Origin of the sequence: Streptomyces sp. NPDC091281, assembly GCF_044757425.1 — a bacterium.
GTDB lineage: Bacteria > Actinomycetota > Actinomycetes > Streptomycetales > Streptomycetaceae > Streptomyces.
Genome location: NZ_JBIVUY010000007.1, coordinates 78283 through 105268, shown reverse-complemented (window position 1 = coordinate 105268; position 26986 = coordinate 78283). Strand labels below are relative to the sequence as shown.

At 74.8% G+C, this 26986-nt stretch carries 24 protein-coding genes and 1 pseudogene; 18 read left to right on the top strand and 7 right to left on the bottom strand.

Annotation, left to right across the window (positions count from 1 at the left end):
• Nucleotides 1-43 precede the first annotated feature (43 nt).
• Entirely contained in the window at nucleotides 44-835 is a 792-nt protein-coding gene (map, locus tag ACIQPQ_RS19600; RefSeq protein WP_401305406.1) for a type I methionyl aminopeptidase, read from the bottom strand.
• A 32-nt stretch (nucleotides 836-867) separates the two neighbouring features.
• Here map and ACIQPQ_RS19595 point away from each other — a divergent pair, with 32 nt between their 5' ends.
• The 9 genes from ACIQPQ_RS19595 (at nucleotide 868) to ACIQPQ_RS19555 (ending at nucleotide 12169) form a co-directional block, all read left to right on the top strand.
• Nucleotides 868-1122, top strand: a complete 255-nt coding sequence (locus tag ACIQPQ_RS19595; RefSeq protein ID WP_401305404.1) for a helix-turn-helix domain-containing protein — start codon at nucleotides 868-870, stop codon at nucleotides 1120-1122.
• A 262-nt stretch (nucleotides 1123-1384) separates the two neighbouring features.
• Nucleotides 1385-2905, top strand: coding sequence for a hypothetical protein (locus ACIQPQ_RS19590; RefSeq protein WP_401305402.1), 1521 nt, complete (start codon nucleotides 1385-1387; stop codon nucleotides 2903-2905).
• A 202-nt stretch (nucleotides 2906-3107) separates the two neighbouring features.
• Nucleotides 3108-3950, top strand: coding sequence for a nitrilase-related carbon-nitrogen hydrolase (locus ACIQPQ_RS19585; protein WP_383776014.1), 843 nt, complete (start codon nucleotides 3108-3110; stop codon nucleotides 3948-3950).
• A complete protein-coding gene (locus ACIQPQ_RS19580) occupies nucleotides 3947-5230 on the top strand; it encodes an aspartate aminotransferase family protein (protein WP_401305400.1) in 1284 nt (427 codons plus the stop codon). The genes ACIQPQ_RS19585 and ACIQPQ_RS19580 overlap by 4 nt, the downstream gene beginning before the upstream one ends.
• 42 nt (nucleotides 5231-5272) lie before the next feature.
• Nucleotides 5273-6856 carry a PucR family transcriptional regulator gene (locus ACIQPQ_RS19575; RefSeq protein WP_401305398.1) on the top strand — a complete coding sequence of 528 codons (1584 nt, stop codon included), beginning with the start codon at nucleotides 5273-5275 and terminating at the stop codon, nucleotides 6854-6856.
• Nucleotides 6857-7107: 251 nt separating this feature from the next.
• Nucleotides 7108-7950 carry a nitrilase-related carbon-nitrogen hydrolase gene (locus ACIQPQ_RS19570; protein ID WP_401305396.1) on the top strand — a complete coding sequence of 281 codons (843 nt, stop codon included), beginning with the start codon at nucleotides 7108-7110 and terminating at the stop codon, nucleotides 7948-7950.
• A 100-nt stretch (nucleotides 7951-8050) separates the two neighbouring features.
• Nucleotides 8051-9454: a dihydropyrimidinase gene (gene hydA / locus ACIQPQ_RS19565; RefSeq protein ID WP_401305394.1), complete on the top strand. Its 1404-nt coding sequence runs from the start codon at nucleotides 8051-8053 to the stop codon at nucleotides 9452-9454.
• An 11-nt stretch (nucleotides 9455-9465) separates the two neighbouring features.
• The gene (locus ACIQPQ_RS19560) at nucleotides 9466-10485 is read left to right on the top strand and encodes a TIGR03842 family LLM class F420-dependent oxidoreductase (protein WP_401305392.1); all 1020 of its coding nucleotides are present in this window, start codon (nucleotides 9466-9468) and stop codon (nucleotides 10483-10485) included.
• 157 nt (nucleotides 10486-10642) lie between these two features.
• Nucleotides 10643-12169 (top strand): NCS1 family nucleobase:cation symporter-1, encoded by a 1527-nt coding sequence (locus tag ACIQPQ_RS19555; protein WP_401305390.1) that lies wholly within the window; start codon nucleotides 10643-10645, stop codon nucleotides 12167-12169.
• Between the two features lie 90 nt (nucleotides 12170-12259).
• Here ACIQPQ_RS19555 and ACIQPQ_RS19550 read toward each other — a convergent pair whose 3' ends face one another.
• Both ACIQPQ_RS19550 and ACIQPQ_RS19545 read right to left on the bottom strand, forming a co-directional pair.
• Entirely contained in the window at nucleotides 12260-12925 is a 666-nt protein-coding gene (locus ACIQPQ_RS19550; protein WP_401305388.1) for a hypothetical protein, read from the bottom strand.
• 173 nt (nucleotides 12926-13098) lie between these two features.
• A complete protein-coding gene (locus ACIQPQ_RS19545; RefSeq protein WP_401305387.1) occupies nucleotides 13099-14751 on the bottom strand; it encodes an FAD-binding oxidoreductase in 1653 nt (550 codons plus the stop codon).
• A 54-nt stretch (nucleotides 14752-14805) separates the two neighbouring features.
• On the opposite strand from ACIQPQ_RS19545, the gene ACIQPQ_RS19540 reads away from it, so the two are divergent.
• On the top strand, nucleotides 14806-15444 hold the full coding sequence (locus ACIQPQ_RS19540; RefSeq protein WP_401305385.1) for a TetR/AcrR family transcriptional regulator: 639 nt from the start codon (nucleotides 14806-14808) through the stop codon (nucleotides 15442-15444).
• On the opposite strand, the gene ACIQPQ_RS19535 is transcribed toward ACIQPQ_RS19540, so the two are convergent.
• The gene (locus tag ACIQPQ_RS19535) at nucleotides 15425-16159 is read right to left on the bottom strand and encodes a TetR/AcrR family transcriptional regulator (protein ID WP_401305383.1); all 735 of its coding nucleotides are present in this window, start codon (nucleotides 16157-16159) and stop codon (nucleotides 15425-15427) included. The two genes, ACIQPQ_RS19540 and ACIQPQ_RS19535, sit on opposite strands and share 20 nt — an antisense overlap.
• Nucleotides 16160-16441: 282 nt before the next feature.
• On the opposite strand from ACIQPQ_RS19535, the gene ACIQPQ_RS19530 reads away from it, so the two are divergent.
• The gene (locus ACIQPQ_RS19530) at nucleotides 16442-17395 is read left to right on the top strand and encodes an NAD(P)-dependent alcohol dehydrogenase (protein WP_401305890.1); all 954 of its coding nucleotides are present in this window, start codon (nucleotides 16442-16444) and stop codon (nucleotides 17393-17395) included.
• Between the two features lie 29 nt (nucleotides 17396-17424).
• Here ACIQPQ_RS19530 and ACIQPQ_RS19525 read toward each other — a convergent pair whose 3' ends face one another.
• The 3 genes from ACIQPQ_RS19525 to ACIQPQ_RS19515 form a co-directional block, all read right to left on the bottom strand.
• Nucleotides 17425-17799: a fluoride efflux transporter FluC gene (locus ACIQPQ_RS19525; protein WP_401305381.1), complete on the bottom strand. Its 375-nt coding sequence runs from the start codon at nucleotides 17797-17799 to the stop codon at nucleotides 17425-17427.
• The gene (locus ACIQPQ_RS19520) at nucleotides 17796-18296 is read right to left on the bottom strand and encodes a fluoride efflux transporter FluC (RefSeq protein WP_401305888.1); all 501 of its coding nucleotides are present in this window, start codon (nucleotides 18294-18296) and stop codon (nucleotides 17796-17798) included. Before ACIQPQ_RS19520 ends, ACIQPQ_RS19525 begins: the two co-directional genes overlap by 4 nt.
• Nucleotides 18297-19154: 858 nt before the next feature.
• Nucleotides 19155-19688 carry a DUF6924 domain-containing protein gene (locus ACIQPQ_RS19515; RefSeq protein ID WP_401305380.1) on the bottom strand — a complete coding sequence of 178 codons (534 nt, stop codon included), beginning with the start codon at nucleotides 19686-19688 and terminating at the stop codon, nucleotides 19155-19157.
• A gap of 117 nt (nucleotides 19689-19805) precedes the next feature.
• Between ACIQPQ_RS19515 and ACIQPQ_RS19510 the strand changes: the two genes are divergently transcribed.
• The 7 genes and pseudogenes from ACIQPQ_RS19510 to ACIQPQ_RS19480 all read left to right on the top strand — a co-directional run bounded on the left by ACIQPQ_RS19510 (nucleotide 19806) and on the right by ACIQPQ_RS19480 (nucleotide 26835).
• Nucleotides 19806-20654, top strand: a complete 849-nt coding sequence (locus ACIQPQ_RS19510; RefSeq protein WP_401305378.1) for an inositol monophosphatase family protein — start codon at nucleotides 19806-19808, stop codon at nucleotides 20652-20654.
• 296 nt (nucleotides 20655-20950) lie between these two features.
• Nucleotides 20951-22369: a phytoene desaturase family protein gene (locus ACIQPQ_RS19505; protein ID WP_401305376.1), complete on the top strand. Its 1419-nt coding sequence runs from the start codon at nucleotides 20951-20953 to the stop codon at nucleotides 22367-22369.
• A 79-nt stretch (nucleotides 22370-22448) separates the two neighbouring features.
• Nucleotides 22449-22961 (top strand): O-acetyl-ADP-ribose deacetylase, encoded by a 513-nt coding sequence (locus ACIQPQ_RS19500; protein WP_401305374.1) that lies wholly within the window; start codon nucleotides 22449-22451, stop codon nucleotides 22959-22961.
• A 267-nt stretch (nucleotides 22962-23228) separates the two neighbouring features.
• Complete coding sequence (locus ACIQPQ_RS19495; protein ID WP_401305372.1) at nucleotides 23229-23741, top strand: SigE family RNA polymerase sigma factor; 513 nt, start codon at nucleotides 23229-23231, stop codon at nucleotides 23739-23741.
• A 10-nt stretch (nucleotides 23742-23751) separates the two neighbouring features.
• On the top strand, nucleotides 23752-24366 hold the full coding sequence (locus tag ACIQPQ_RS19490) for a hypothetical protein (protein WP_401305370.1): 615 nt from the start codon (nucleotides 23752-23754) through the stop codon (nucleotides 24364-24366).
• A 133-nt stretch (nucleotides 24367-24499) separates the two neighbouring features.
• Nucleotides 24500-25273, top strand: a pseudogene (locus tag ACIQPQ_RS19485) (dolichyl-phosphate beta-glucosyltransferase); the annotation flags it as partial.
• 182 nt (nucleotides 25274-25455) lie between these two features.
• Nucleotides 25456-26835, top strand: a complete 1380-nt coding sequence (locus ACIQPQ_RS19480; protein ID WP_401305369.1) for a hypothetical protein — start codon at nucleotides 25456-25458, stop codon at nucleotides 26833-26835.
• Nucleotides 26836-26986 lie beyond the last annotated feature (151 nt).

Here is a 26986-nt window from a genome sequence, read left to right as displayed (position 1 = left end):
TGTCCGCCGCGGGAGGCCCGCGGCGAGCGGCGGGGGAGGCCGCTCAGGGGCGCGCCGACGAGGCCGGGACGCGCGCGGTCAGGATGCGGGGGCCCGCGTCCGTGATCGCCACCGTGTGCTCCGCGTGGGCCGCGCGCGAGCCGTCGTTCGTGCACAGGGTCCAGCCGTCCGCGGCGGCGTGGTAGCCGTCGTCGCCGCCCGCGATCACCATCGGCTCGATCGCCAGGACCATGCCGTGCCGCAGCCGCATCCCGCGCCCCGGACGGCCCTCGTTGGGCACGCCGGGGTCCTCGTGCATGCGGCGGCCGATGCCGTGGCCGCCGAAGCCGTCCGGGATGCCGTACCCGGCGGCGCGGCACACGGTGCCGATCGCGTGCGCGATGTCGCCGATGCGGTTGCCGACCACGGCCGCCTCGATGCCCGCCGCCAGCGCGCGGTCCGCCGTCGCGATCAGCGTCAGGTCGGCCGGGCGCGGGGTGCCGACCGTGAAGCTGAGCGCCGAGTCGCCCGCCCAGCCGCCGAGCTGCGCGCCGAAGTCGATCGAGACGAGGTCGCCGTCGCGCAGCCGGTACCGGGTCGGGATGCCGTGCACGATCGCGTCGTTCACGGAGACGCAGAGCACGGCCGGGAACGGGGTCGGCGCGAAGCTCGGCCGGTAGCCGAGGAAGGGCGAGGTCGCGCCCGCCCCGCGCAGCACGCCGTGCGCCAGCTCGTCCAGCTCCAGGAGGGAGACCCCCACGTCGGCGGCGTCCCGGACGGCCGTCAGGGCGCGCGCGACGACCTGCCCCGTCTCGTACATGGCATCGATCGATGTGTCCGTCTTCAGTTCCACCATGCCAATTACTATACCGGTATTAGTATGGCGTCATGGTGCGCACCCCGTTGACCCCCGAAGAGCGCGAGCGCGGCGAGCGGCTCGGCCGACTGCTCCGCGAGGCCCGTGGCGGCCGGAGCATGGCCGAGATCGCCGCGCGGGCCGGCGTCTCCGCCGAGACCCTCCGCAAGATCGAGACCGGCCGGGCCCCGACCCCGGCCTTCTTCACCGTCGCCGCCCTCGCCGGGGCGCTCGGCCTGTCCATGGACGACCTCGCGGTCCGCTCCGTCCTGGCGGCGGTCGTCTGACGGCGGCCGCGCGCACGCCACCCACGCCTGCGCGGGCCCGTACGACCCTGACGCCCGCGCCGCTCCTGCGATCCTGCCGCCCGCGCCGCTCGTACGGTCTCGGCGGCGACCCGCCTGCCCGTCCGCGGCGGCGGCGCCCCCGCTCGGGCGCCCCGCCGCGCGGCCCGGTCGCGTCTCCTTCGAAAACTCACCGTAGCCGCGCTGTAACACGGTTGGTGTTCGCTACGGAGTGGAGAGTTCCGGGTCGAGCGGGAGTTGGGCGATGACTGTGGATCAACTCCCGGTAAGCGTGCGGGAGTTCGCGAACTACCTGGACAGCCTGCTCGGGCGGCTCGATCAGCGCGCGGGCTGGTGCGCGGTGTTCTGGCAGCGCGACCCGGACGGCATGCGGGCCTGCCTCGACGGCCGTGAGGTGCCGCCCTGGGACGTGGTGGAGGCCCTTCTCCAGGACCTCGCCGCAGCGCACGGCACCCCGGCCGCCGCCCAGGAGGCCCGCAGAGCACGGCCGTTGCACATCGCCGCCCTCGTCGCGTACGACGCCCTGCCCGGTGCCCGGGACGCCCTCGGCGACCGGCTCGACGCCATGCTGCGCGAGCAGCGCCAGGCCTTCCAGCGGCAGGCCGACCTGGGCCGTCTGCTGGCCGCCGCGACCACCCGCGAGGAGGCCGAGTCCCTCCGTCTCGACCTCGCCTGGGCCCAGGACGACCAGGAACGCGCCACCGCCCGGTGCGCCGAACTCCGGTACCGCATAGCGGAGTCGGAGCGCGGCGCGCGGGCGGAGCGGGACGCGCACGCGGGCCCGGCCTCCGGCGCCCGGCCGCTGCGCGGGTTCACGGGAGAGCCCGCGCCGAGCCACCCGGCGTACGAGGGCCGCAACGGGCCCGCGCGAGAGCGGGAGCGGGAACGCGGTGCCGGACCCGGCCGTACGGCCGCCCCCGGCCAGGTGCGTGCCGCCGCGCCCGCGTCCACCGCCGCGCCCGGCCCGCTGCCCGACATCGCCGCGGACACCGCCCCGGCCGGGCCCGCCGCCACCGTCCCCAAGCAGCGCAAACGGCGCCGGGGCGGGGCCCGCTTCGCCGGCATGGTCGAGGAGGAGACCGCGGCGGTCGACGTACCGCCCGCGGCGGCCCAGGAGACGGCCGGGCCCGCCGCGCCCGCCGTCCCCGCGCCGAGGGTGCCGCGCGGCGCCCGGTTCGCCGGGGCCGCCGAGGAGCCGGAGAGCCCGCCCGGACCGCGGCCCGCCGACGTGGACCCGGCGGCCCGGCGGGAGACCGCCGAGGCCGTGGCCCTGCTGGTGCGGCTGCGCGCCGAGGGCCGCAGCGGCGAGGCGCACGTCCTCCTCGTCGAGCTGGCCCACTGGCCCGCCGAGCGGATTCCGCTGCTCGCCGCCGACCTGCCCCGCGCGGGCCTCACCGCCGACTGGACGACCCTGCTGTGGGAGGCCGGGTCCCTGCCCGCCGACCGGCTGGTCGCCGCGGCCGACGCCCTGGTCGCGGCCGGGCGGGCGGCCGACGGCGAACAGATCCTGCGCCAGGGCGTGGCCCGGCCCGCCGAGGAGATCGGCGCGGCCGTCGCCGCCCTGCTGGCCGACCGCCGCCACCGCGAGGCCCACGCCCTGCTCGACGCCCTCGTCCGCGTCCGCACCCCCGAGGAGGCCGCCCGCAGCGCGACGCCCGCCCCGCCGACCCTCGTCCCGCTGCTCCTCGCGGCGGCCCGCGCCGTCTCCGAGGAACGCCACTGGGACCTGGTCCACGCCCTGCGCGTCGCGGGCCTCACCGCCTGAGCCCCGCGGCCCCGGGGGCACCGACGGGCGCGCCTTACGCCGTACGGCCGCCCCCCGCCCCCGGGAGTGTGAAACGCGATCGACTCCGCCGGTTAACGGCGGCGGTCTTGGCAACGCCGTCCCCGAGGCTTACGTTCGTCCCTCTACGGCCCGGTGTCTACGGGCGTAGAGGCTCTGACGTCCCCCGTCGAAGGAGCAGCTCATGGCCCGCACAGTGACGGCCGCCCTCGTCCAGGCCACCTGGACCGGCGACACCGAGTCCATGGTGGCGAAGCACGAGGAGCACGCGCGGGCGGCGGCGAGACAGGGGGCGCAGGTCATCGGCTTCCAGGAGGTGTTCAACGCCCCCTACTTCTGCCAGGTCCAGGAGCCGGAGCACTACCGCTGGGCCGAGCCGGTCCCCGACGGGCCGACCGTCCGCCGCATGCGGGACCTGGCCCGCGAGACCGGCATGGTCATCGTCGTCCCGGTCTTCGAGATCGAACAGTCCGGGTTCTACTACAACACGGCCGCCGTCATCGACGCCGACGGCAGCTACCTCGGCAAGTACCGCAAGCACCACATCCCGCAGGTGAAGGGCTTCTGGGAGAAGTACTACTTCAAGCCGGGCAACCTCGGCTGGCCCGTCTTCGACACCGCCGTCGGGAAGATCGGCGTCTACATCTGCTACGACCGCCACTTCCCGGAAGGCTGGCGCCAACTCGGCCTGAACGGCGCCGAACTGGTCTACAACCCGTCCGCCACCCACCGCGGCCTCTCCGCCCACCTCTGGCAGCTGGAGCAGCCCGCCGCGGCCGTCGCCAACGAGTACTTCGTCGCCGCCATCAACCGGGTCGGCGTCGAGGAGTACGGCGACAACGACTTCTACGGCACGAGCTACTTCGTCGACCCGCGCGGCACGTTCGTCGGCGACGTCGCGAGCGACAAGGACGAGCAACTCCTCGTCCGCGAACTGGACTTCGACCTGGTCGAGGAGGTCCGGCAGACCTGGGCCTTCTACCGCGACCGCCGCCCCGACGCCTACGAAGGGCTGGTGCGCCCGTGAACGAGCTGTACGCCCGCCACCGCCGGGTCCTCCCCGACTGGCTCGCCCTCTACTACGACGAGCCGCTGGAGCTGACCCACGGCGAGGGACGCCACGTCTGGGACGCCGACGGCAACCGCTACCTGGACTTCTTCGGCGGCATCCTCACCACCATGACCGCGCACGCCCTGCCCGAGGTCACCAAGGCGGTGAGCGAACAGGCCGGACGCATCCTGCACTCCTCCACCCTCTACCTCAACCGGCCCATGGTCGACCTCGCCGAACGCGTCGCCCACGTCAGCGGCATCCCCGACGCCCGCGTCTTCCTCACCACCTCCGGCACCGAGGCCAACGACACCGCCCTCCTCCTCGCCACGTCCTACCGGCGCAGCAACACCGTCCTGGCCATGCGCAACAGCTACCACGGCCGCTCCTTCAGCGCCGTCGGCATCACCGGCAACCGCGGCTGGTCCCCGACCTCCCTCTCCCCGCTCCAGACCCTCTACGTCCACGGCGGCGTCCGCACCCGCGGCCCCTACGCCCACCTGGACGACGCCGAGTTCACCGCCGCCTGCGTCGCCGACCTCAAGGACCTCCTCGGCCACACCCGCCCCCCGGCCGCCCTGATCGCCGAACCCGTCCAGGGCGTCGGCGGGTTCACCTCCCCGCCCGACGGCCTGTACGCCGCGTTCCGCGAGGTGCTGCACGAGCGCGGCATCCTCTGGATCGCCGACGAGGTGCAGACCGGCTGGGGCCGCACCGGCGACAACTTCTGGGGCTGGCAGGCGCACGCCCGCAACGGCCCGCCCGACATCGTCACCTTCGCCAAGGGCATCGGCAACGGCATGTCCGTCGGCGGTGTCATCGCCCGCGCCGAGATCATGAACTGCCTCGACGCCAACAGCATCTCCACCTTCGGCGGCACCCAGGTCACCATGGCCGCCGCCCTCGCCAACCTCACCTACCTCCTGGAACACGACCTCCAGGGCAACGCCCGGCGCGTCGGCGGCCTCCTCATCGAACGGCTGCGGGCCGTCGGCGCCCAGGACCCCGGCGTACGGGAGGTGCGCGGACGCGGACTGATGGTCGGCGTCGAACTGGTCCGGCCCGGCACCGACGCGGCCGACCCCGACCGCGCCGCCGCCGTCCTGGAGACCGCCCGCGCCGCGGGCCTGCTGATCGGCAAGGGCGGCGGACACGACACCAGCGCCCTGCGGATCGCCCCGCCGCTCTCCCTCACCGTCGCCGAGGCCGAGGAGGGCGCCGCGATCCTCGAACACGCCCTGCGGAGCACCCGGTAGAGCGGCGCACACCGTGACGGCCCGAGCAAGGGAACCCCGCCCATGACCAGCACCCTGGAGCACTGGGGCCCCGTCGATCCCCTGGAACCCGCTCTGTCGGTCCGTCAGGTCCTGTCCCTGGAACGGGTCCTGGCCGGTGAACCGGAGGTGGTGGCGGGCGCCGCCCAGCTCGACCGCCCGGTGCGCTGGGTGCACGTCGCCGAGGCCGCCGACGTCGGGGTGATGCTGACCGGCGGCGAGATGGTCCTCACCACCGGCGTCCTGCTCGCCGGGGACGACAACGCCCAGGCCGAGTACGTCCGTTCGCTGCACCGCGCGGAGGCCGCCGCCGTCGTCCTCGGCCTCGGCCGCGCCTTCCCGGCACCGCCGGACACGATGCGGCGGGTCGCCGAACGGTGCGGACTGCCCATGGTGGTCCTGCACCGGCCCTTCCCGTTCGCCGAACTCACCGAGGAGGTCCAGTCCCGGCTGGTGCGACGGAAGTTCGCCGCCGTCAGCCTCTCCGAGGCGGTCCGCACCGCCCTCACCGCGCTCATCACCGCGGGGGCCCCCTTGCAGCGCCTCCTCGACGAGATCGCCCACCACACCGGCTGCCCCGTCGTCGTCACCAACCTCGCCCACCGGGTGCTCGCCACGGCGGGGGAGCGGTCCGCCGTCGACGACGTGCTGCGCGACTGGGAGCGCATCGCCCGCCAGGCCGGCGGCACCGAGGGCGACGGCTGGATCCGCGCCGAACTCGGCGGGCGCGGCGAACGCTGGGGCCAGATCATGCTGTGCGGCTACCGCGGCGACACGGCGGGCGGGCGGCTGCTCGCCGACCGGGCCGCCGAGGCCCTGGTCCTGCACCGCATGCTCGGCGGCGGCTCCGCCCACTCCTGGGAGGAACAGTCCGCGCAGGGCCTCCTCACCGACCTGGTCTCCGGCGTCGTACCCGCCCGCCAGCTGCTGCCGCGGGCCCGCGCCGCCGGGCTCCCCGTCAACCGGCGCACCTTCGTCCCGCTCGTCGTCCGCGACCGCGACGTGCCCCGGCTGGAGCGCACCCTGCGGCTGCTCGGCCTGTCCGGGCTGGTCGCCGAACTCGCCGACGGCGCCACCGCCGTCCTGCTCAGCCTCGCCCGCGACCAGGACGCCGACGCCCTCGCCGCGCACTTCGCGGCCCGCCTGCGCACCGAGTCCGGGGAGTGCGGCACCGTCGTCGCTGCGGCCGCCCCGCGCACCGCCTGGGACGACGTCCCCGCCGGACTGCGCGAGGCCCGGCACGTCTGCGAGGCCGTCGCCGACTCCGCCGCCGCCCTCGACCTGCCCGCCGTGGTCCGCCTCAAGGACGTCCATCTGCGCGGCCTGGTCCGCCTGTTGCGCGACGACCCGCACGTGCAGTCCTTCGCGGAAAGGGAGTTGGACGGACTGCTGTGCGCCGACGGCGACGACCTCCTCGCCGTGCTGCGCACCTACCTCGCCACCGGCCGCAACAAGTCCCGCACCGCCCGCCTGCACCATGTGTCCCGGCCCGCCCTCTACCGCCGCCTGGAGGCGATAGAGGCCCGCCTCGGCGTCCGCCTCGACGACTTCGAGCAGGCCGCCTCGGTGCACATCGCCCTCCTCGCGCACGACGCCCAGCAGGGCTGACCCAGGGGGCGCGCACCCCCCCGGACGGCGCCCGCGGCGGGGTCCGGCCCGCGCCCGTCCCGGCGCGTCGCCGCGCGTGGCGCGCAATCGCGGGGAAACATGGAACGACCTGGGAGAACGGCGGTGAAACATGGACCGGCGACAACGTGACACGGTGGCACGCCGGGCGCCCGCCGACGTGACACGTTGCACCTCTCCGCGCCCCCGCGGCCTTCCTAGGCTCCTCGCACACCGAGCGACCGGAGGTCCCGATGAGCAGAGTGATCCGCGCCGCCGTCTTCCAGACCGCGTGGACCGGCGACAAGGAGTCGATGATCCGGGTGCACGAGCAGGCGGTACGCGACGCGGCCGCCCAGGGCGCCCAAGTCCTGTGCTTCCAAGAGCTGTTCTACGGGCCCTACTTCTGCCAGGTCCAGGACCCGGCCTTCTACGACTACGCCGAGTCGATCCCCGACGGGCCCATCGTCCAGCGCTTCCAGGCGCTCGCCCGCGAGCACGGCATCGTCCTCGTCCTGCCCATGTACGAGGAGGAGCAGCCCGGCGTCCTCTACAACACGGCCGCCGTGATCGACGCCGACGGCAGCTACCTCGGCAAGTACCGCAAGCACCACATCCCGCAGGTGAAGGGCTTCTGGGAGAAGTTCTACTTCCGCCCCGGCAACGTCGGCTGGCCCGTCTTCGACACCGCCGTCGGGAAGATCGGCGTCTACATCTGCTACGACCGCCACTTCCCGGAGGGCTGGCGGGCCCTCGGCCTCGCGGGCGCCGAGATCGTCTTCAACCCCTCGGCCACCTCGCGCGGCCTGTCCGCCTACCTGTGGCAGCTGGAGCAGCCCGCGGCGGCCGTCGCCAACGAGTACTTCGTCGGCGCGATCAACCGGGTCGGCGTCGAGGAGCTGGGCGACAACGACTTCTACGGCACGAGCTACTTCGTCGACCCCGAGGCCCAGTTCGTCGGCGAGGTGGCCAGCGACAAGGAGCCCGAACTCGTCGTCCGCGACCTGGACCTGGCCAAGCTGCGCGAGGTCCGCGACCGCTGGCAGTTCTACCGCGACCGCCGCCCCGAGGCCTACGGCCCGCTGACCGCACCGTAGGCCCCCGCGGCCGCCCCGCCGGTCCGGCGTACGGCAGCCGGGCCGGTGGTCCCCACCGACCCCGTACCACTGAAGCGCTGAGCACGGCAGGAGAGGGAGCATGAGCAGCCGTACCGTCATCCGCGGCGGCCTCGTCGTCACCGCGTCCGACGAGATCCACGCCGACGTCCTGATCGAGGACGGCCGTGTCGCCGCCCTCGCCGCCAGCGGCACCGCGGCCGCCGAGGCCTGGACCGCCGACCGGGTCCTCGACGCCACCGGGAAGTACGTCATCCCGGGCGGGGTCGACGCCCACACCCACATGGAGCTGCCGTTCGGCGGCACCTTCGCCTCCGACACCTTCGAGACCGGCACCCGGGCCGCCGCCTGGGGCGGCACCACCACCATCGTCGACTTCGCCGTGCAGAGCGTGGGCCACAGCCTGCGCGAGGGCCTGGACGCCTGGCACGCCAAGGCCGAGGGCACCTGCGCGATCGACTACGGCTTCCACATGATCGTCTCCGACGTCACCCCGGAGACGCTCAAGGAGATGGACCTCCTCGTCCAGGAGGGCATCACCTCCTTCAAGCAGTTCATGGCCTACCCGGGCGTCTTCTACAGCGACGACGGCCAGATCCTGCGCGCCATGCAGCGCTCCGCCGAGAACGGCGCGCTGATCATGATGCACGCCGAGAACGGCATCGCCATCGACGTCCTCGTCGAACAGGCCCTGGCCCGCGGCGAGACCGACCCCCGCTACCACGGCGAGGTCCGCAAGGCCCTGCTGGAGGCCGAGGCCACCCACCGCGCCATCAAGCTGGCGCAGGTCGCGGGCGCCCCGCTGTACGTCGTGCACGTCTCCGCCGCCGAGGCCGTCGCCGAGATCGCCCGCGCCCGCGACGACGGCCTCAACGTCTTCGGCGAGACCTGCCCCCAGTACCTGTTCCTGTCCACCGACAACCTCGCCGAGCCCGGTTTCGAGGGCGCCAAGTACGTGTGCAGCACCCCGCTGCGGCCCCGCGAACACCAGGCGAGCCTCTGGCGGGGCCTGCGCACCAACGACCTCCAGGTGGTCTCCACCGACCACTGCCCGTTCTGCTTCACGGGCCAGAAGGACCTGGGCCGCGGCGACTTCTCGAAGATCCCCAACGGCCTGCCCGGCGTCGAGAACCGCATGGACCTGCTCCACCAGGCCGTCGTCGACGGCCACCTCTCGCGCCGCCGCTGGATCGAGATCGCCTGCGCCACCCCGGCCCGCATGTTCGGCCTGTACCCGAAGAAGGGCACCATCGCCCCCGGCGCGGACGCCGACATCGTCATCTACGACCCGCACGCCGAGCAGACCCTCTCCGTCGAGACGCACCACATGAACGTCGACTACTCGGCCTACGAGGGCAAGCGGATCACCGGCCGGGTCGAGACCGTCCTGTCGCGGGGCGTCCCCGTGATCACCGAGCGGGAGTACACCGGACGCGCCGGACACGGCGTCTACACCCCGCGCTCCACCTGTCAGTACCTCACCTAGGAGTGGCGCCCATGGACTTCGGACTCGTTCTCCAGACCGACCCCCCGGCCTCGCGGGTCGTCGACCTCATGCAGCGCGCCGAGCGCAACGGCTTCACCTACGGCTGGACCTTCGACTCCGCCGTGCTCTGGCAGGAACCGTTCGTGATCTACAGTCAGATCCTGGCGCGGACCGAGACGTTGAAGGTCGGGCCGATGGTGACCAATCCGGGCACCCGCACCTGGGAGGTCACCGCCTCCACCTTCGCCACCCTCAACGACATGTTCGGCAACCGCACCGTGTGCGGCATCGGCCGCGGCGACTCCGCGATGCGGGTGGCGGGCCGCAAGCCCAACACCCTGGCCCGCATCAGCGAGGCGATGAAGGTCATCCGCGCCCTCGGCCGGGGCGAGGAGGCCGACCTCGGCGGCACCGTGATCCGCTTCCCCTGGATCAAGCCGGGCGCCGAACTCCCCGTGTGGATGGCCGCGTACGGCCCCAAGGCGCTGAAGATGACCGGCGAGGAGGCCGACGGCTTCATCCTCCAGCTCGCCGACCTCTACCTCACCGAGTACATGGTGAAGGCCGTGAAGGACGCGGCCGCCGCCGCCGGACGCGACCCGGACGCCGTCACCATCTGCGTCGCCGCCCCCGCCTACGTCACCGCCGACGACTCCCCGGAGGCCCTGGCCCACGCCCGTGAGCAGTGCCGCTGGTTCGGCGGCATGGTCGGCAACCACGTCGCCGACCTGGTCGCCAAGTACGGCGAGCACTCCGCGGCCGTCCCCGACGAACTCACCGACTACATCAAGGCCCGCGAGGGCTACGACTACTCCCACCACGGCCGCAGCGGCAACCCCGACACCCAGTTCGTCCCCGACGAGATCGTCGACCGGTTCTGCCTGATCGGCCCGCCCGAGCAGCACGTCGAGAAGCTGAACGCCCTGCGCGCCCTGGGCGTCGACCAGTTCGCCGTCTACGACATGCACGACGCCCAGGAGGCCACCATCGACGCCTACGGCAGCGCCGTCATCCCCGCCGTCAACGGCTGACCGGCGCCCCCGCACCCTGTCCCCTCCCGCACCCCCGTCCCCACGGTCCACCCCCCACGGTCCCCCCACTCCCGCACTCCCCTCCCCGCCGTCACCGGGGAGGGGGCCGGAGCCCGCACGGCCTTTCCGGTCCGCCCCTCGTTCGATTGGCCTGCCCATGACCGACACTGCTCCCACGGACATAACGCCGACCCGCCAAGTCACCCTCGCCGACGGCCGGGTGGAGATCGCGCCGGGCTCACCCCCGCCCAGCGGCCCCTACGCCAACGACGACCTCCTCCCGGTCCCGGTCGAGAAGCGCACCTGGACCACGTACAACTTCTCCGCGCTCTGGGTCGGCATGGCCCACAACACCGCCTCCTGGACGCTGGCCTCCGGGCTCATCGCGGTCGGCATGGACTGGAAGCAGGCGGTGTTCACCATCGCCCTCGCCAACGTCATCGTGCTCGTCCCGATGCTCCTCACCGGCCACGCCGGACCCAAGTACGGCATCCCCTTCCCCGTCTTCGCCCGCGCCTCCTTCGGTATCCGCGGCGCCAACCTGCCCGCTGTCGTGCGGGCGTTGGTGGCCTGCGGCTGGTTCGGCATCCAGACCTGGATCGGCGGCGAGGCCATCTACTTCCTCGCCGGGAAACTCATCGGCGACGGCTGGACCGACGCCGGGACGATCGGCGGCTACGCCTGGACGATGTGGCTGTCCTTCGCGCTGTTCTGGGCGCTCCAGGTGGCCATCATCTACCGGGGCATGGAGACCATCCGCCGCTTCGAGAACTGGGCGGCGCCGTTCGTCCTGGTCGGCGCGCTCGTCATGCTGATCTGGATGAGCAACAAGGCGGGCGGCTTCGGGCCGTTGCTCGACCAGCCGTCCCAACTCGGCTGGGGAGCCGACTTCTGGAAGCTGTTCTGGCCGTCCCTCATGGGCATGATCGGCTTCTGGTCCACCCTCTCCCTGAACATCCCCGACTTCACCCGCTACGGCAAGAGCCAGAAGGCCCAGACGTGGGGACAGGCGCTCGGACTGCCCACCACCATGACGCTGTTCGCGCTGCTGTCGGTGATGGTCACCTCGGGCTCGCAGGCCGTGTACGGCGAGACGATCTGGGACCCGGTCCAGCTCGCCGCCAAGACCGACAACGTCGTGGGCCTGCTCTTCGCGCTCGTCACCGTGCTGGTGGCGACCCTGTCGGTGAACATCGCGGCCAACCTGGTCTCCCCGGCCTTCGACTTCTCCAACATCGCGCCCAGGAAGGTGAGTTTCCGCGCGGGCGCGCTCGTCACGTGCGTTCTCGGGGTGCTGATCTTCCCGTGGAAGCTCTACTCCGACCCGCAGGGCTACATCTTCACCTGGCTCGGCCTGGTCGGCGGGCTGCTCGGCACCGTCGCGGGCATCCTCATCGCCGACTACTGGATTCTCCGGCGCGGGCGCCTCGACCTGACCGACCTCTACCGCTCGGGCGGGCGCTACTGGTACGAGGGCGGCTGGAACTGGCGGGCCGTGGTCGCCTTCGTGGTCGGCGGCGTCCTAGCGGTCGGCGGCGCCGACTTCCACCCGATCGTCGACGGCCGCCCGATCGACGCGCTGGAACCCCTCGCCGACTACGGCTGGGCGGTCGGCCTCGGCACCTCGATGGTCCTCTACCTCGCGCTGATGCTGGCACGGGGACGGAGCAAGCCGGCCGTGTGACAAGGGAGTCGGGGGAGGGGAGGAGGCGGGACGGTCCGGCCGTACCGGAAGGCGCGGCCGGTGGCGTCGTACGGGAAGCGCTCGGGCGGGTCAGACCGCCGCGAGGGCCTTCAGCGCCGTCACCGCCTCCTTCGCCGCCTTGATCCCGCCCTTGTTGATCTCGTCCGAACTCGGCGCCTTCTTCGACTCGAAGTCGCTGCCGTTGTAGGTGACGACGACCAGCGCGTTGGCGACCCGCGCGATCACCGTGCCCTCGCGCGTCTGCTGCTTGTCCTCGGTGGTGAGGTTCACCACCGAGTAGCCCTCCTCGCCCAGCCCCGGCACGGCCCCGCCGCCGCTCTTCTCCGTGGTGCGCTCCTTGAACGACGCCGCCGCGTCCTCGTCCGACTCCAGCAGCTCGAACGAGACGTCGAGCCAGCGGTACTCGTACCCCTTGAGGGCGTTCCAGGAGCAGGTGCGGCGCAGGGTCGCGTCCGTGGACGGGATCTCCTTGCCGGCCGTCTTGGCCCCCGGCACCAGCGACGACACCGACTTCACGGCCACGCTCTTGCAGGGCGCGGGCGCGGCGCCGTACGTCTTCGTCACCTGGGTGGTGGACGGCGCGGAGGACTCCACACGCGGCTTCGGGGTGTCCTGGGAGGCCGTCTTCTCCGGGGAGTCGAGCGGACCGGACGTCAGCGCCCAGCCCGCGCAGGCCAGGACGAGCACCGGCGAGATGCGCGCGGTGAGGGTGAACGGCAGAGGGAGAGAACGCACGGCGCACTTTCGTGGGGACGGTGCGGACGAGGTCCACGATGCGGACGGGGACGCCAGTTTCACACGACTCCCGGTGCCGGGGAAGGGCGAACTCGCTCCGTGGCGGACCGGTGACGGCCCGCCGGGGACGTCCCCGCCCAAGCGGGGACAGGACGGCCCCCGCACCCGACCGGTCAGCGCGGCAGCGGATCGATGACCGCCCCCGGATTGAGGACGCCCGCCGGGTCGAGGACCGCCTTCCCGGCCCGCAGGGCGTCGGCGAACAGGTCGGGGCGCTGCCGGTCGTACCAGGGCCGGTGGTCGCGGCCGACCGCGTGGTGGTGGGTGACGGTGCCGCCCGCGGCGAGCAGCGCCTCGGACACCGCCGCCTTGACCACGTCCCACTGCTCGACCGTCCGCCCCCACGTCCCCGCCGCGTAGATCCCGAAGTAGGGGGCCGGACCGTCCGGGTAGACGTGGGTGAACCGGCAGGTCAGGACGCCGTCGGCGCCCACCTCGCGGAGGGCCGCGCGGGCCGCCTCGTCGACCGCCGCGCGCAGCGCGTCGAACCGGTCCCACGTACAGGCCGTCTCGAACGTCTCCACGATCATCCCCTGCGCGGCGAGCGCGTCACGCTGGTACGGCATCCGCAGGAACGCCGCCCGCCACGTGTCGGCGGCGCCGCCGCGCGCGGCGTCCTCGGCGGTGTCGGTGAAGCGCGTGGGCTCGGGCAGCGTGCCCCCGTGGTCCCGGCACAGCTCCAGCGCCCGCTCCATCGGGGCGGTCACCGGATGGTCGGCGGACTCGAAGCCGAGGACGAGGACGGAGGTGGGGGAGCCTGCGTTGATGAACGCCTCGACGGGGTCCAGCAGACGGCAGTTGGCCGGTTCCAGCCCGGACTGGGACAGCGCCCGCACCGCCCGGACGCCCGCCGCGGGATCGGCGAACGCCACCGAGGCGCCCGCCCGCCACCGGGGCCGCTCCCGCAGCCGCACCCAGGCCTCGGTGATCACGCCGAGGGTGCCCTCGGAGCCGAGGAACATCCGGTCGGGGGAGGGGCCGGCGCCCGAGGCGGGCAGCCGACGGGACGCCACGACCCCGGCCGGGGTCACCACCCGCAGCGACTCGGTGAGGTCGTCGATGTGGGTGGGCCCGGTCGCGAAGTGCCCCCCGGCCCGCGTGGCGAGCCAGCCGCCGAGCGTGGAGAACTCGAACGACTGCGGGAAGAACCGCAGGGTGAGGCCGTGCGGCCGGAGCCGCTCCTCCAGCGCGGGTCCCAGCACGCCCGCCTGCACCCGCGCCGCCCGGCTGACGGGGTCGACCTCCAGGACCTGGTCCATCGCGGTGAGGTCCAGACTGACCACCCCGGCGTACGCGTCTGACTGCCCGTCGACCGGGCGGGGTTCGACGCCGCCGACCACGGACGTGCCGCCGCCGAACGGCACCACCGCGACGCCCGCGTCCGCGCACCACTCCAGCACCCGTACGACATCGGCCTCCGCGCGCGGCCGGACGACGAGGTCCGGGACGTGCGGCAGCGTGCCGAGCAGGGCCCGCACCACGTCCCGGAACGCCTGCCCGTGACTGTGCGCCAGCCGGTCGCGGACGTCCGCCGACGCGAGCGCCGCCAGCGCGGGCGGCGCCTCGACCCGCGCGGGACCCACCCCGAACACCTCGACGGGCGGCGGCTCGTGCGCCGTCAGATCGGCGTCCGGGAGCAACGCGGCGGTACGGCGCGTGAGTTCCGTACGTTCCGCGCCGCGCACCGCGTCCTCGACGGTGCCCCAACCCCACCACGACCGCGTCGTGCCGCCCACTGCCCCACCATCCCTCGGTAGCCCCGCCATCGATCTGAACATCGGGTAAGTTACCCGGCGGTCACCTTGGCATAGGATGACGCCATGAGCAAGCAGCAGGGGGCCGCGACCGGGCCGGGGACGCGCGGGGTCGGCACCAAGGGCATGCCGCGCAAGGACCGGGAACGGTTGATCCTGGACGCGGCGGCGGACGAGTTCGGCGCGAAGGGCTGGGCGCGCGGCTCGACCGCGGAGGTGGCGGCACGGGCCGGCATCACCAAGCCGATGATCTACGAGTACTTCCGGTCCAAGGACGGTCTCTACCTGGCCTGCCTGGACCGGGCCGGCCCCCGCCTGGTCGCCGCCGTCGAGGCCGCCCAGGAAGGCCCCGCCGACCTCACCCGCGCCACGCGCACCCTGGCTGCCGTCTTCCGCGCCCTGGAGACCCGGCCGCTCGACTGGGACCTCGTCTACGACCCGACCCTGCCCCCGGACGGCCCGCTGCACGCCGCCGCCGTGGTGTACCGGCGGGAGCTGAACCGGCTGGGCGCGGTGGGCGTCGGCGCGTTCCTCGAAGCGGCGCGCGGGAGCCGTCCCGTCGACCCGCTGGACGCGGACCTCGTCACCCACCTCTGGTTCGGGACGGTCAGCGCGGCGGTCGCCTGGTGGCGGCACCATCCGGGCCAGAGCGCGCAGGACATGGTCGACCGCTGCGAACGGGTGTTCAGCCTGCTCCGCCCCTGACGGCCGCGGCCCGCGCCGCCGCCCTGGCCCTGCGGGTGCCGGTGCGCCCGGCCACGGCCGCGTGCGCCGGCTTGGCCGTCGTCGTGGGCGGCGGCGCGAGAGCCGACGCGCTCATCAGCCGCAGCGTGCTGCTCGGCGGGGGCAGCGGTCCGCGGGCGGGGGCGGCGCGGAAGGCGTCCAGGAGATAGCCGACCAGCCGCCGGGAGGTGGCCGGGTCGTCGGGCACCGCCGCGACCAGGGCGGCGTTGGCCAGCAGGGCGAGGGCCAGATCGGAGGGGTGGAAGTCGGGGCGGAGCGCGCCCGCGGCCTGGGCCCGGCGCACCAGCGCGTGGAAGTCCCGTTCGGCCCGGTCACGGGCGGACGCGTGCACCTCGGCGGTGCCGGGGAACGCCGCGACGAACGCCGCCGGGAACCCGCGCTCCGCACGCTGGAGCGCGCAGGCCGTCTCCACCAGCCGCGTGAAGCCGTGCCAGGGGTCCGGGTCGGCCACCGCGTCCACCAGCACCCGCCCGCACGTCGCCATCTGCTCGGCGAACGCGGCCCGCACCAGCTCGTCGCGGGTCGGGAAACGCCGGTACAGCGTGGCCACGCCGACCCCGGCCCGCCGGGCCACGGCGGCCATCGGCGCGTCGATGCCCTGCTCGGCGAAGACCGCGCGGGCCGCGGTCAGGATCCGCTCCCGATTGCGCCGGGCGTCCGCGCGCAGCGCGGGCATCCGAGAGGATTCGGCCCCCACTGTCTCTCACCTCCGCGATAAGTGGACGGCATGCTCCGTTTGCCACCCTACGCTCGGCGCCCATACCCCTCCCCGCAGGACCCAGCAGAGGTGAGCACAGTGGACGAGACCACGGACAGGACGCCGGACACGACGCCGGGCAGTACGGCCGAAGAGACGGCCGACGGGACGCCGGGTGCGACGGCGGACGGGACGCCGGGCGCAGCCGCACACCCGGCGTCGGCCGGGAGCGCGGGGGAGGCCGGGCCGGCCGACGGCACCATGCGGGCCGCGCTGTACGACCGGTTCGGCGGCCCCGAGGTCCTGTACGTCGGCCGCTCCCCGCGTCCCGTGCCGGGCCCCGGCGAGGCCCTGGTGCGGGTCGCCGCGGTCAGCGTCAACGGCGGGGAGAGCCTGGCCCGCGAGGGCCGCGTCCGCTTCGTCACCGGCCGCCGCTTCCCGATGCGGGTAGGCATCGACCTGAGCGGCGAGGTCGCCTCCCTGGGCGCGGGCGCGACCGGCGTGGCCGTCGGCGACCGCGTGTGGGGCGTCCTCGGCCGCACCTCCGGCTTCGGCAGCGCCGCCGAGTACGTGGCCGTACCGGCGGAGCGGCTGGGGAAGGTCCCCGAGGGCCTGGACCTGGTCGACGCCGCCGCGCTGCCGGTGGCCACCACCGCCGTCACCGCCCTGCGCGACAAGGCCGGGCTCCGCCCCGGGGAACGCCTCCTCGTGCGGGGCGCGGCCGGAGGGGTGGGCAGCCTCGCCGTCCAGCTCGGCCGCGCGCTCGGCGCTGAGGTCACCGGCCTCGCCCGTGCCGCCAACCTCGATTTCGTCCGCGAAGTGGGCGCCGCGCACGCCCTCGACCACCGCGCCACCGCCCTCACCGACCTGGACCGCTACGACGTCGTCCTCGACGCGGTCGGCAGCGACCTGCGCACCGTCCGGGGCCTGCTGCGGCCGGGCGGACGCATGGTCGCGATCGCCTTCGACCTGGACCACGTGGCCGCCTCCCTCGGCTACATCGTCGCCAGCGCCGTGCACGGCCGCGCCCGGGTCCGCTTCTTCAGCGGCAACCCCAAGCGCGCCCTGCTCGACGACGTGGCCCGCCATGTGACGGCCGGCGAGCTGCTCCCGGCGGTCCACACGGTGCTCCCCCTCGCGGAGATCGGCCGGGCCCACCGACTGCTGGAGGACGGCGGGGTGCGCGGCAAGGTGGTCGTACGGATCGCGGACTGACAGTCCCCCGGCCCGGCGGCGGGGCAGGGTCAGCCCAGCAGCGCGGTCGCGAGGGCGGCGCCGAGGTACGCGGTGCCCAGCCCGGCGGCGACGCTGACGACCGCGTTGGCGGCGGCGAAGTACTTCGCGCCGCCCTCGGCCAGCCGCAGGCTCTCGAAGGAGAACGTGGAGTACGTGCTGAGCGTCGCGCACAGGCCGGTCCCGACCAGGTGCTGGAGCGCGGCGGGAACGGTGGTGGCGGCCGCGGCGCCGGTCAGGAGGCCGAGCCCGGCGCAGGCGGCCATGTTCACCGTGAACGTGCCCCACGGGAAGACGGTGTCGTGCCGGGCCTGCACGGCGCGGTCGGTGAGATAGCGCAGCGGGGCCCCGACGACCGCCCCGGCGATCACCATCAGCCAGTTCACGCGCGCCCCCGCTCGGTCGCGGCGGCGCGGGGCAGAACGGCGAGGCGGGTGAGGGCGGCGGTGGCCCAGACCGCGGCGAACGCCGCGACCAGGGTGGCGGCGGCGTACAGCAGCCCGGTGCCGGGCCGCCCGGCCTCCAGCAGGCCGCGGGTGTCGAGGGTGGCGGTCGAGAAGGTGGTGTAACCGCCCAGGACACCCGTGCCGAGGAAGGGCCGCACCAGGGGGTGGACGGTGAACCGCTCGGTGATCAGGACCATCAGGACGCCCATGGCGGCGCAGCCGGTGACGTTGATCCAGAACGTCGTCCACGGGAACGCGGCGGGCGCGGTCGGCCAGATCAGGGTGGCGCCGTAGCGGGCGCAGGCCCCGAGGACGCCCCCGGCGGCGATCGCGCCCAGGACCTCGGCCTCGCGGCGCCGGGGACCGGGCGTCCTCCCCGGCGGCCACGCGTCGACGGCGGTGTCCGGATCGGCGGGCTCGGCCTGCCAGCCGGTCACCGGGACGGCGGCGGGGCCGACCGGTCCGACGGTCCCGGCGCCGGGGGCACCGCCGCCGTCGTCGTACGGAGGGGTGCCGGGAGGGAGGTGGCCGGGCTGGTCGGGGTTCTCAGCGTTCTCGGCGTGGTCGGGGCGGTCGGGATTCACGGGTGCCAGGCTCCTACCTGATCGTCCGGTCCGCGCGCGGGCGCGCGGAAGTGTCAGGCAGGGACCGTTGGCGACCGGCGCGGTCACGGTTGGGTACGGCGGGCCCCACCGCCGTGCGGCCACCCGCACGGGGTGGCTGCGGGGACCAGGGTACGCCGTACCTGGCCGCCTGCGGCGGGGAGGCGCCGGGACGGACACCCACGCAGGGTGCGCCGTACCCAGGAACGACCCGGCCTGGTCGCCCCGTGCGGACGGGCCGAGGCCGGGGCCGAGGCCCGCCCCGCGCGGGCCACCGCCCACCGGACGAACAGGACACCCCTGCCCGTGACGCCGTCCGACACGACCAGCCTCTCCGGCACGACCATCCCCTCCGACACCACCAGCCCCGCCGTCGGTCCCGGGCTGAGCCGGGAGGGCGCGGTGGTCGTCGACGCGACCGGTACGGTCCTCACGCCCGGCCTCGTCGACACCCACCGGCACGCCTGGCAGACACAGCTGCGCCGGATCATGCCGGACGTCGACGACCTCGGCGCCAGGCCAGGTCGTCCCCGCCTCGCCGCGCCCGGGTGTGCCGCACCCCTGCTCGGCGTGCCCGCGTGTGCCGCACCCCGGCTCGTCCACCGTGCGAGGACCCGCGCCACGGCGGTCGACCGGCTGGTGGCGGAGGTGTCCGGGAGCGACACCGGGGCCAGAGGGAAAGGGGGGCGCCGGTCAGTCGCCGAGGCCGCGGTACGTGCCCGTCGCGTCCACCGCGTCGGCGAAATCGGCGAAGTCCAGGTTGGCGATCGTCAGGTTGGCCGAGACGTCGGCGTACCAGCGCGGCGGCACCCGGAACGTCCGGCCGGGCTCGTCGGCGAGGTCGACGGCCAGCAGCGGCCGCTCCGCGTCCGTCATGGTGACCGTGTCCGCGACGAACACGTGGAAGAGCTTGTCGTCGTCGTCCGCCGCCGCGTCCGCCTCGACCAGGGCCTGTACGTCGGCACCCTCGAACGCGGTGTCGCTGACGTACGTCGCCTGCGGCCCCTCGTCCGTGGCGTCGAGCGCGGCACGGACCGCCTCCCACGCGGCGGCGTCGCTGAAGTCGGTACGCAGGACCAGCGAGGTCAGGTCCTCGGGCTCGGGCAGGTTCATGCGGGCGATCCTAGGCGGCACGTTCCGCAGGGCGGCGGGCGCGGGCGCGGGCTCGGGCGGGCGCGGGTGCTCGGCGGCCTCGGTGCCGGTGGGCGGGCGGCGTCGCTCGGACACGGTCGTGTCGCGGAACGATGCGGGAAGGTTTCGGCGGTGCCCGTTCTTCATGCCGATTCCACCCGGTGTGCACCGGGGCGGCGGGGATTGTCAGTGGGGCGTGTTCTCATGGAGGGCATGATCGAAGAGACGGAAACCATCGACGAGTTTCTCGCGCGGCACGCGTCCGACGTGGAGGAAGCGCTGCGCAAGGCCGCGGCGACGGAGATCATGCCGCGCTTCCGGCAGCTCGCCGCGCACGAGATAGACCAGAAGTCCGGCCCGCACGACCTGGTGACCGACGCCGACCGCAACGCCGAGCGGTATCTCACCGAGGTTCTCGGCGCCCTGCTGCCCGGCTCGGTCGTCGTCGGCGAGGAGGCGGTGCACGCCGACCCGGTGACGTACGAGGCGATCCGGGGCGACGCCCCGGTGTGGATCGTCGACCCGGTCGACGGGACCCGGCAGTTCGTCCAGGGCCACGAGGGCTTCTGCACCCTCGTGGCCCTCGCCCGGCGGGGCGTGGTGCTCGCCTCCTGGACCTACGCCCCGGCCCGTGACCAGCTCGCCACCGCCGTGCGCGGCGCCGGTGCCTTCCTCGACGGGCAGCGGCTGTCCGCCGGGGCGCCCGACCCCGGCCGCGACCTGACCGTCGCCACCTCCCACCCGGACTACACCACCGACGAGCAGAAGCGCGCCCTGCTGGCCCTGCGGACCGACGGCGTCGCCCCGCGCCCCTGCGGCTCCGCCGGACTGGAATACCTCGCCGTCGCCCGCGGCGCGCTGGACGCCACGGCCTTCTCGTGGGAGGCCGCCTGGGACCACGCGGCCGGTCTGCTGCTCGTCGAGGAGGCGGGCGGCGCCCATCTCACCCTGACCGGCGAGCCGTTCACCGTCACCGGCGGCAACACCCTCCCCTTCACGGCGGCCCGCGACCGGGCGACGGCCCACCGGGTGGCCGACCTGCTCGCCGGGGGCCGCGGCTGAGTCCGGCCGGTGCGTGAGGCTGGCGTATCCGCGCCGGAGCGGTTGGCCCAGCTCGCCCGAGCCGAGCATGCCGGGCCGCGTGCCCGCCCGGACGATCTCCGTACCCACGCCGGGCGGACCAGCCATCCACGACGGGTGGACCAGCCGCCCCCGCCGTGCAGCGCCCCGCGTGCCGCGGCGGCGCCGCCCGTCCACCCCGAACTCGCCACCGCACCCGCGCCGGAGGCGCTGTCGGACCCCCGGCCTATCCTGATCCCGGAGGCCGCAGGCTGACGAAGGGGTCCTCAGTGCCGTCGATGCTCGATGCCGTCGTGGTGGGTGCGGGGCCGAACGGGCTGACCGCCGCCGTGGAACTGGCCCGCAGAGGCTTCTCCGTGGCGCTGTTCGAGGCGCGGGAGACCGTCGGCGGCGGCGCCCGCACCGAGGAACTCACCCTGCCCGGCTTCCGCCACGACCCGTGCTCCGCCGCGCACCCCCTCGCCGTGAACTCCCCCGCCTTCCGCGCCATGCCGCTGGAGCGGTACGGCCTGGAATGGCTCCACTCCGACCTGGCGATGGCCCACCCCTTCCCCGACGGCACCGCCGCCGTCCTGTCCCGGTCGGTCGCCGAGACGGCCGCCTCCTTCGGCCCCCGGGACGCGGGCGCCTACCGCCGCCTCGTCGCCCCGTTCCTGCCCCGATGGGACACCCTCGTCCGGGACTTCATGTCCCTGCCGCTGACCTCGCTGCCCCGCGACCCCGTCGGCCTCGCCCGGTTCGGCCTGGCCGGACTGCCCCCGTCGACCTGGCTCACCCGCCGCTTCCACGACGAGCGGGCCAAGACCCTCTTCGCCGGGCTCGTCGCCCACGTCATGGCCCCGCTCGGCGGGTTCGCGACCGGCGCCGTCGGCCTGGTCTTCGCGCTCGCCGCCCACGCCCGCGGCTGGCCCGTCGCCCGCGGCGGCTCCCAGGCCGTCTCGGACGCCCTCGCCGGATACCTCACCGACCTCGGCGGCGCCGTCCACACCGACTACGAGGTCAAACGCCTCGACGACCTGCCCCCGGCCCGCGCCTACGTCTTCGACACCTCGCCGACCGCCCTCGCCCGCATCGCCGGACTCGGCAGCTTCTCCGAGGGCCACCGGTACGGCCCCGCCGCCTTCAAGATCGACTACGCGCTCGACGGGCCGGTCCCCTGGACCGCCGAGGAGGCCCGCCGCGCCACCACCGTCCAGATCGGCGCCGACAGCGCGGAGATCGGCGACGCCCTGCGCGCCGCCTCCCGGGAGAACCGCCCGCCCACCCGGCCCTTCATGATCACCACCCAGCCCGGTGTCGTCGACCCCACCCGCGCCCCGGCCGGACAGCACGTCTTCTGGGCGTACGCGCACGTGCCGAACGGCTGGACCGGCGACCTCACCGACGCGATGGAACGCCAACTGGAGCGCTTCGCCCCCGGCTTCCGCGACCGCGTCCTCGCCCGCGCCGTCGCCGGACCCGCCGAACTCGCCGCCCGCAACGCCAACTACGTCGGCGGCGACATCGCCGCCGGCGCCGCCTCCGGCCTGCGGCTCCTGCTCCGCCCCCGCCTCACCCTCACCCCGTACGCCACCCCCCACCCGGCCGTCTTCCTCTGCTCCTCCGCCACCTCGCCCGGCCCCGGCGTCCACGGCATGTCCGGCCACAACGCGGCGAAGGCGGTGTGGCGCCGACTCCGGCAAGCGGACAGGGGATAGCGCAACAGAGGGGCGCGGGACGAGGGGGATGGGGGACAGTGCGTCCGGCAGGGGCCGCAGTCAGGGAGGACCGACCGTCATGACCACCACCGTCACCCTCGTCCAGGGCGACATCACCGCCCAGTCCGTCGACGCCGTCGTCAACGCCGCCAACTCCTCCCTGCTCGGCGGCGGAGGCGTGGACGGCGCCATCCACCGGCGCGGCGGCCCCGAGATCCTCGCGGACTGCCGCAGGCTGCGCGCCTCCCACTACGGCCGCGGCCTGCCCACCGGCCGCGCGGTCGCCACCACGGCCGGACGCCTCGACGCCCGCTGGGTGATCCACACCGTCGGCCCGCGCCACAGCACCGACGAGGACCGCTCCGACCTGCTGGCCTCCTGCTACCGCGAGTCCCTCCGCGTCGCCGACGAACTCGGCGCCCGCACCGTCGCGTTCCCCGCCGTCTCCGCGGGCATCTACGGCTGGCCGATGGACGACGCCGCCCGCATCGCACTCGGCACCGTCCGCGCCACGCCCACGGCGGTCGAGGAGGTGCGGTTCGTCCTCTTCGACACAGCCGCCTACGAGGCGTTCGCCGCCCGACTGGACTGAGGGGCCGACGGGCCGGGGGTGGGCGGGCCGACGGGCGTGCCGTGGGGTGGGGCGCCTGTCCCGCGCCACCGGGACGCCGCGTCCTGCTGCCTGGCGACGCCCGGCCCGCACTTCCGCCGCACCCCACCCGCCACCCTCTGCCCGTCCCCCCCCCGCCCCGCGCCTGCGCACCGTGACCCAGATCACGCTCTCCGGGTGCAGCGTGGCGGGGGTGCCAGGGCCTTCTTCCTGGTGTGGGCGGCCGACGACAGACGGGAAACGGGAACGGTGCGGAAGCGACAGGCGGGGGCGGGTGAGTTCGACGCGTTCGTGGCCGCGCGCTGGTCGGGGCTGTTCCACCTGGCCCGGCTGCTCACCGGCGGCGACCGGCACCGGGCCGAGGACCTTCTCCAGGAGGCCCTGGTCAAGCTCTGGTTCGTCTGGCCGAAGATCGCCGACGAGGCGCCGGAGGCCTATGTGCGCAAGGTGCTGACCCGGGCCGCCGCCCGGTCGGCCCGGCGGCGCTGGTGGGGCGAGCGCCCCGTCGAGCACCTGCCCGAGGTCGCGGCCACCGGCGACCTCTCCGCGACCGTGACGGAACGGTCCCGGCTGGAGGCCGCGCTCGCCCAGTTGCCGCCGCGGCAGCGGGCCGCCGTGGTCCTGCGGTACTACCAGGACCTGCCCGAGGCGCAGGTCGCCCAGGCGCTGGGCTGCCCCGTCGGCACGGCCCGGTCCCACGCCTCGCGCGGCGTGGCCCGGCTGCGCGGGCTGCTCGCCGACGTCGTCGAGCCGGTGAAGTGAGGGAGACACCATGGACCACTTCGAACGGCAGCTGGCACGGCTGATGCACGACACCCAGGAGTACACCCCCTACGAGCCCCGGCACCGCGAAGACCTCCGGGCCGGGGTACGGGCCCGGCGGCGCGCCCGGATGGCGGGAACAGCCGCCGGTTCGGTGCTCGCCGTCGCCGGACTCAGCCTCGGCCTCTTCCTCCTGCCCGAGCGGCCGGTCCACGACGAGCCCAGCGCCCCCCGCCCCCGCCCCGCGATCGGCCCGACCAGCAGCGCCCCCCGGCCCGGACCGTCGCCCACCCCCTCCCCGACCCCGACCTGGCCGGACGCGACCTCCTCCACGACCTACCCGCCCGGGACCCTGGGCCCCGGCGGCCCCACCGGCACCGACGGGCCCACCGGCACCACCGACCCGACCGACACCGCCCCGCCCCCGCCCACCGGCACCTCGACGGCCACCGCCACCTCGACGGCCCCACCGGGCGCCGGAGCACCCCCGACCAGCACCAGCACCGGTACCGCCACCAGCACCGGTACCGCCACCAGCACCGGTACCGCCACCAGCTCGGCCACGTACGACGCGGCCACCGCCCTCGGCGGCGCTGTACGCGGCGGCCCGCGCAACCCCGGCTGACCGCAGCCCCCTTAGGCGACCGACCCCGGCACCGCTCACCCACCCTCCGCTCGCACACCCCCGCGCCCCGGCCCGTCCGGTCGGTGTCGCGTGCCCTCGGCATGCCCCGCGCCGGGGCGCAGAAAGGTCGACCATGAAGAAACCCGGCACCCCTGCCCGCCGCCCCGCCCGCCCCCTGACCCCGCCCGCTCCGCTCCCCGCGCACCCCACCGGCCTCGTCCTGGACCTCGTCGTCCCGGTCTTCAACGAGGAGGCGGTGCTCGAACGCAGCGTCCGGCGGCTGCACGCGCACCTGCGGGAGACGTTCCCGTACCCGTACCGCGTCACCGTCGCCGACAACGCCAGCACCGACGCCACCCCGGTGATCGCCGCCCGCCTGGCCCGGCTGCTGCCGGACACGGAGTGGATACGCCTGGAGGAGAAGGGCCGGGGCCGGGCCCTGCAGACGGCCTGGTCGCGGTCGCGGGCGCCGGTCCTCGCGTACACGGACGTCGATCTGTCCACCGGACTGGCCGCGCTGCTCCCGCTGGTGGCGCCGCTGATCTCCGGGCACTCCGGCCTCGCCGTCGGCACCCGGCTGGCGCCCGGTGCCCGGGTGGTGCGCGGCCCGAAGCGGGAGGCCGTCTCCCGCTGCTACAACCTGCTGCTGCGGGCCGTCCTCGGCGTCGGCTTCTCCGACGCCCAGTGCGGGTTCAAGGCGGTCCGCCGCGAGACCGCCGAACGGCTGCTGCCGCTGGTGGAGGACACCGGCTGGTTCTTCGACACCGAGCTGCTGGTGGCCGCCGAGCGGGCCGGACTGCGCGTCCACGAGGTGCCGGTGGACTGGGTGGACGACCCCGACAGCCGGGTGGACCTCCTCCCCACCGCGCTCGCCGACCTGCGTGGCATCGCGCGGCTGCTCCGGAGCGGCGGCCGCGTCGCCCGCTCCGGGCCCGACGGGACCGGGTCCGGCGGAGACCGCCGTACCTCCCCACGCTCCCGGCGCACCCGGCGCACTCGCCTGGCAAGCGACCGCGCCGCGACGGCCACCGCCCCGTCCACCGGTACCGGACGCACCGTCGACCGGCCCACCGCCCGCCGGAGCGCCGCATGACCGCGGCGACCTCCGCCCACCCGCCCCGCCGCACCCCCACCTCCCGGTGGCCCGCCCTGGACCCCGCCGCCCCGGCGGATGCCACCACCCCGCCCGACCCCGCCACCCCGGCGGATGCCGCCACCGCCCCCGCCGCCCTCGCCGGACCCCCCACCCCCGCTCCCCCCACCCCCTTTACTCCCCGGGCCCGCCTGCGTGCCGCCGCCCGGCGCCTGGGTCCGCCTCTCCTGCTCTACGGCACCCTGAAGCTCCTCGGCTTCGTCGTGTTCCTGCATCTCCTGGACGCGGCGGGCGACTTCCGCGCCAAGCATCCCCGCTTCGGCGGCGGCGCCCGCCCCTGGGACGTCCTCGGCACCTGGGACGGCTGGTGGTACCAGCAGATCGCCGCGCACGGCTACCACCCCGAGCTGCGCCCGGTCCCCGGCGCCACCGGACTCATCACCCTCGAAGGGAACTCGGCCGCGTTCTTCCCGCTCTACCCGGCCCTGATGCGGCTCGTCTCCGAGGTGACCGGCCTCGGTCTGTTCGGGGCCGGGATGCTCGTCTCGGTCGTCGCGTCCTTCGTCGCCGCGCTCGGCATCCACGCCGTCGCCGCGCACCTCGGCGGGCGGCGCGCCGGACTCGCCGCCGCCGGACTGTGGGCGGTGTGGCCCGGCTCCGGCGTCGAGTGGGCCGTCTACTCCGACTCCCTGTACGTCGCCCTCGCCGCCTGGGCCTGCCATCTGGTGATGCGGCGCCGCTGGCTCGGCGCGGGCGTCCTCGCCTTCGCCGCCGGGCTCAACCGGCCCACCGCCGTCTCCCTGATCGCCGCCCTGACCGTCGCCGCGCTCCTCGCGATCCACCGGCACCGCCGGACGGAGGGCGTGCTGTTCCCCCTGACGGCCGTGGCCGTCGCCCCGACCGGCCTGCTCGGCTACCTCGCCTGGGTCGGCCACCGCACCGGTGACCCGCTCGGCTACTTCACCCTCCAGTCCGGCGCCTGGGCGCACGAGTTCGACTACGGCCGCCAGACCCTGGACGTGCTGACCTCCGTGCCCGTCGGCCGCTTCGACTACCTCTTCGCCTGGCGCTTCGCGGACACCGTCGGCGTCGGCGTCGTCCTGCTGGCCTTCCTGCTCCTGCCGCTGCTGCTGAGGCTGCGCCCGCCCGCCGTCCTCCTCGTCCACACCGGGGTGACGCTGCTCCTCGTCCTGGGCAGCCAGCAGATCTTCGGCAACGTCTCCCGCTATCTGCTCCCCGCTTTCCCGCTGTTCCTGCCGCTCGCCCTCGCCGCCCGCCGCCTGAGCCTCCCCGTCCTGTGCACGGTGCTGGCCGTCGCCGCGACCGCCTCGGGCTCGTACGCGGGATACGTCCTGTTCGAACTCGGTGTCCCCTGACCGGGCCCTGCCCCACCGCCGCCCCCGACCCGGCCGCCCTCTCCTGCCGCCCGCTCCGGCCGCGCCCGCCAAGTGGCCGCGCGCCCCCGCACGTTGATCAGCGGATGCCTCGTACGTCGATCCGCGTACCCCCGCACGTCGATATTCGGCC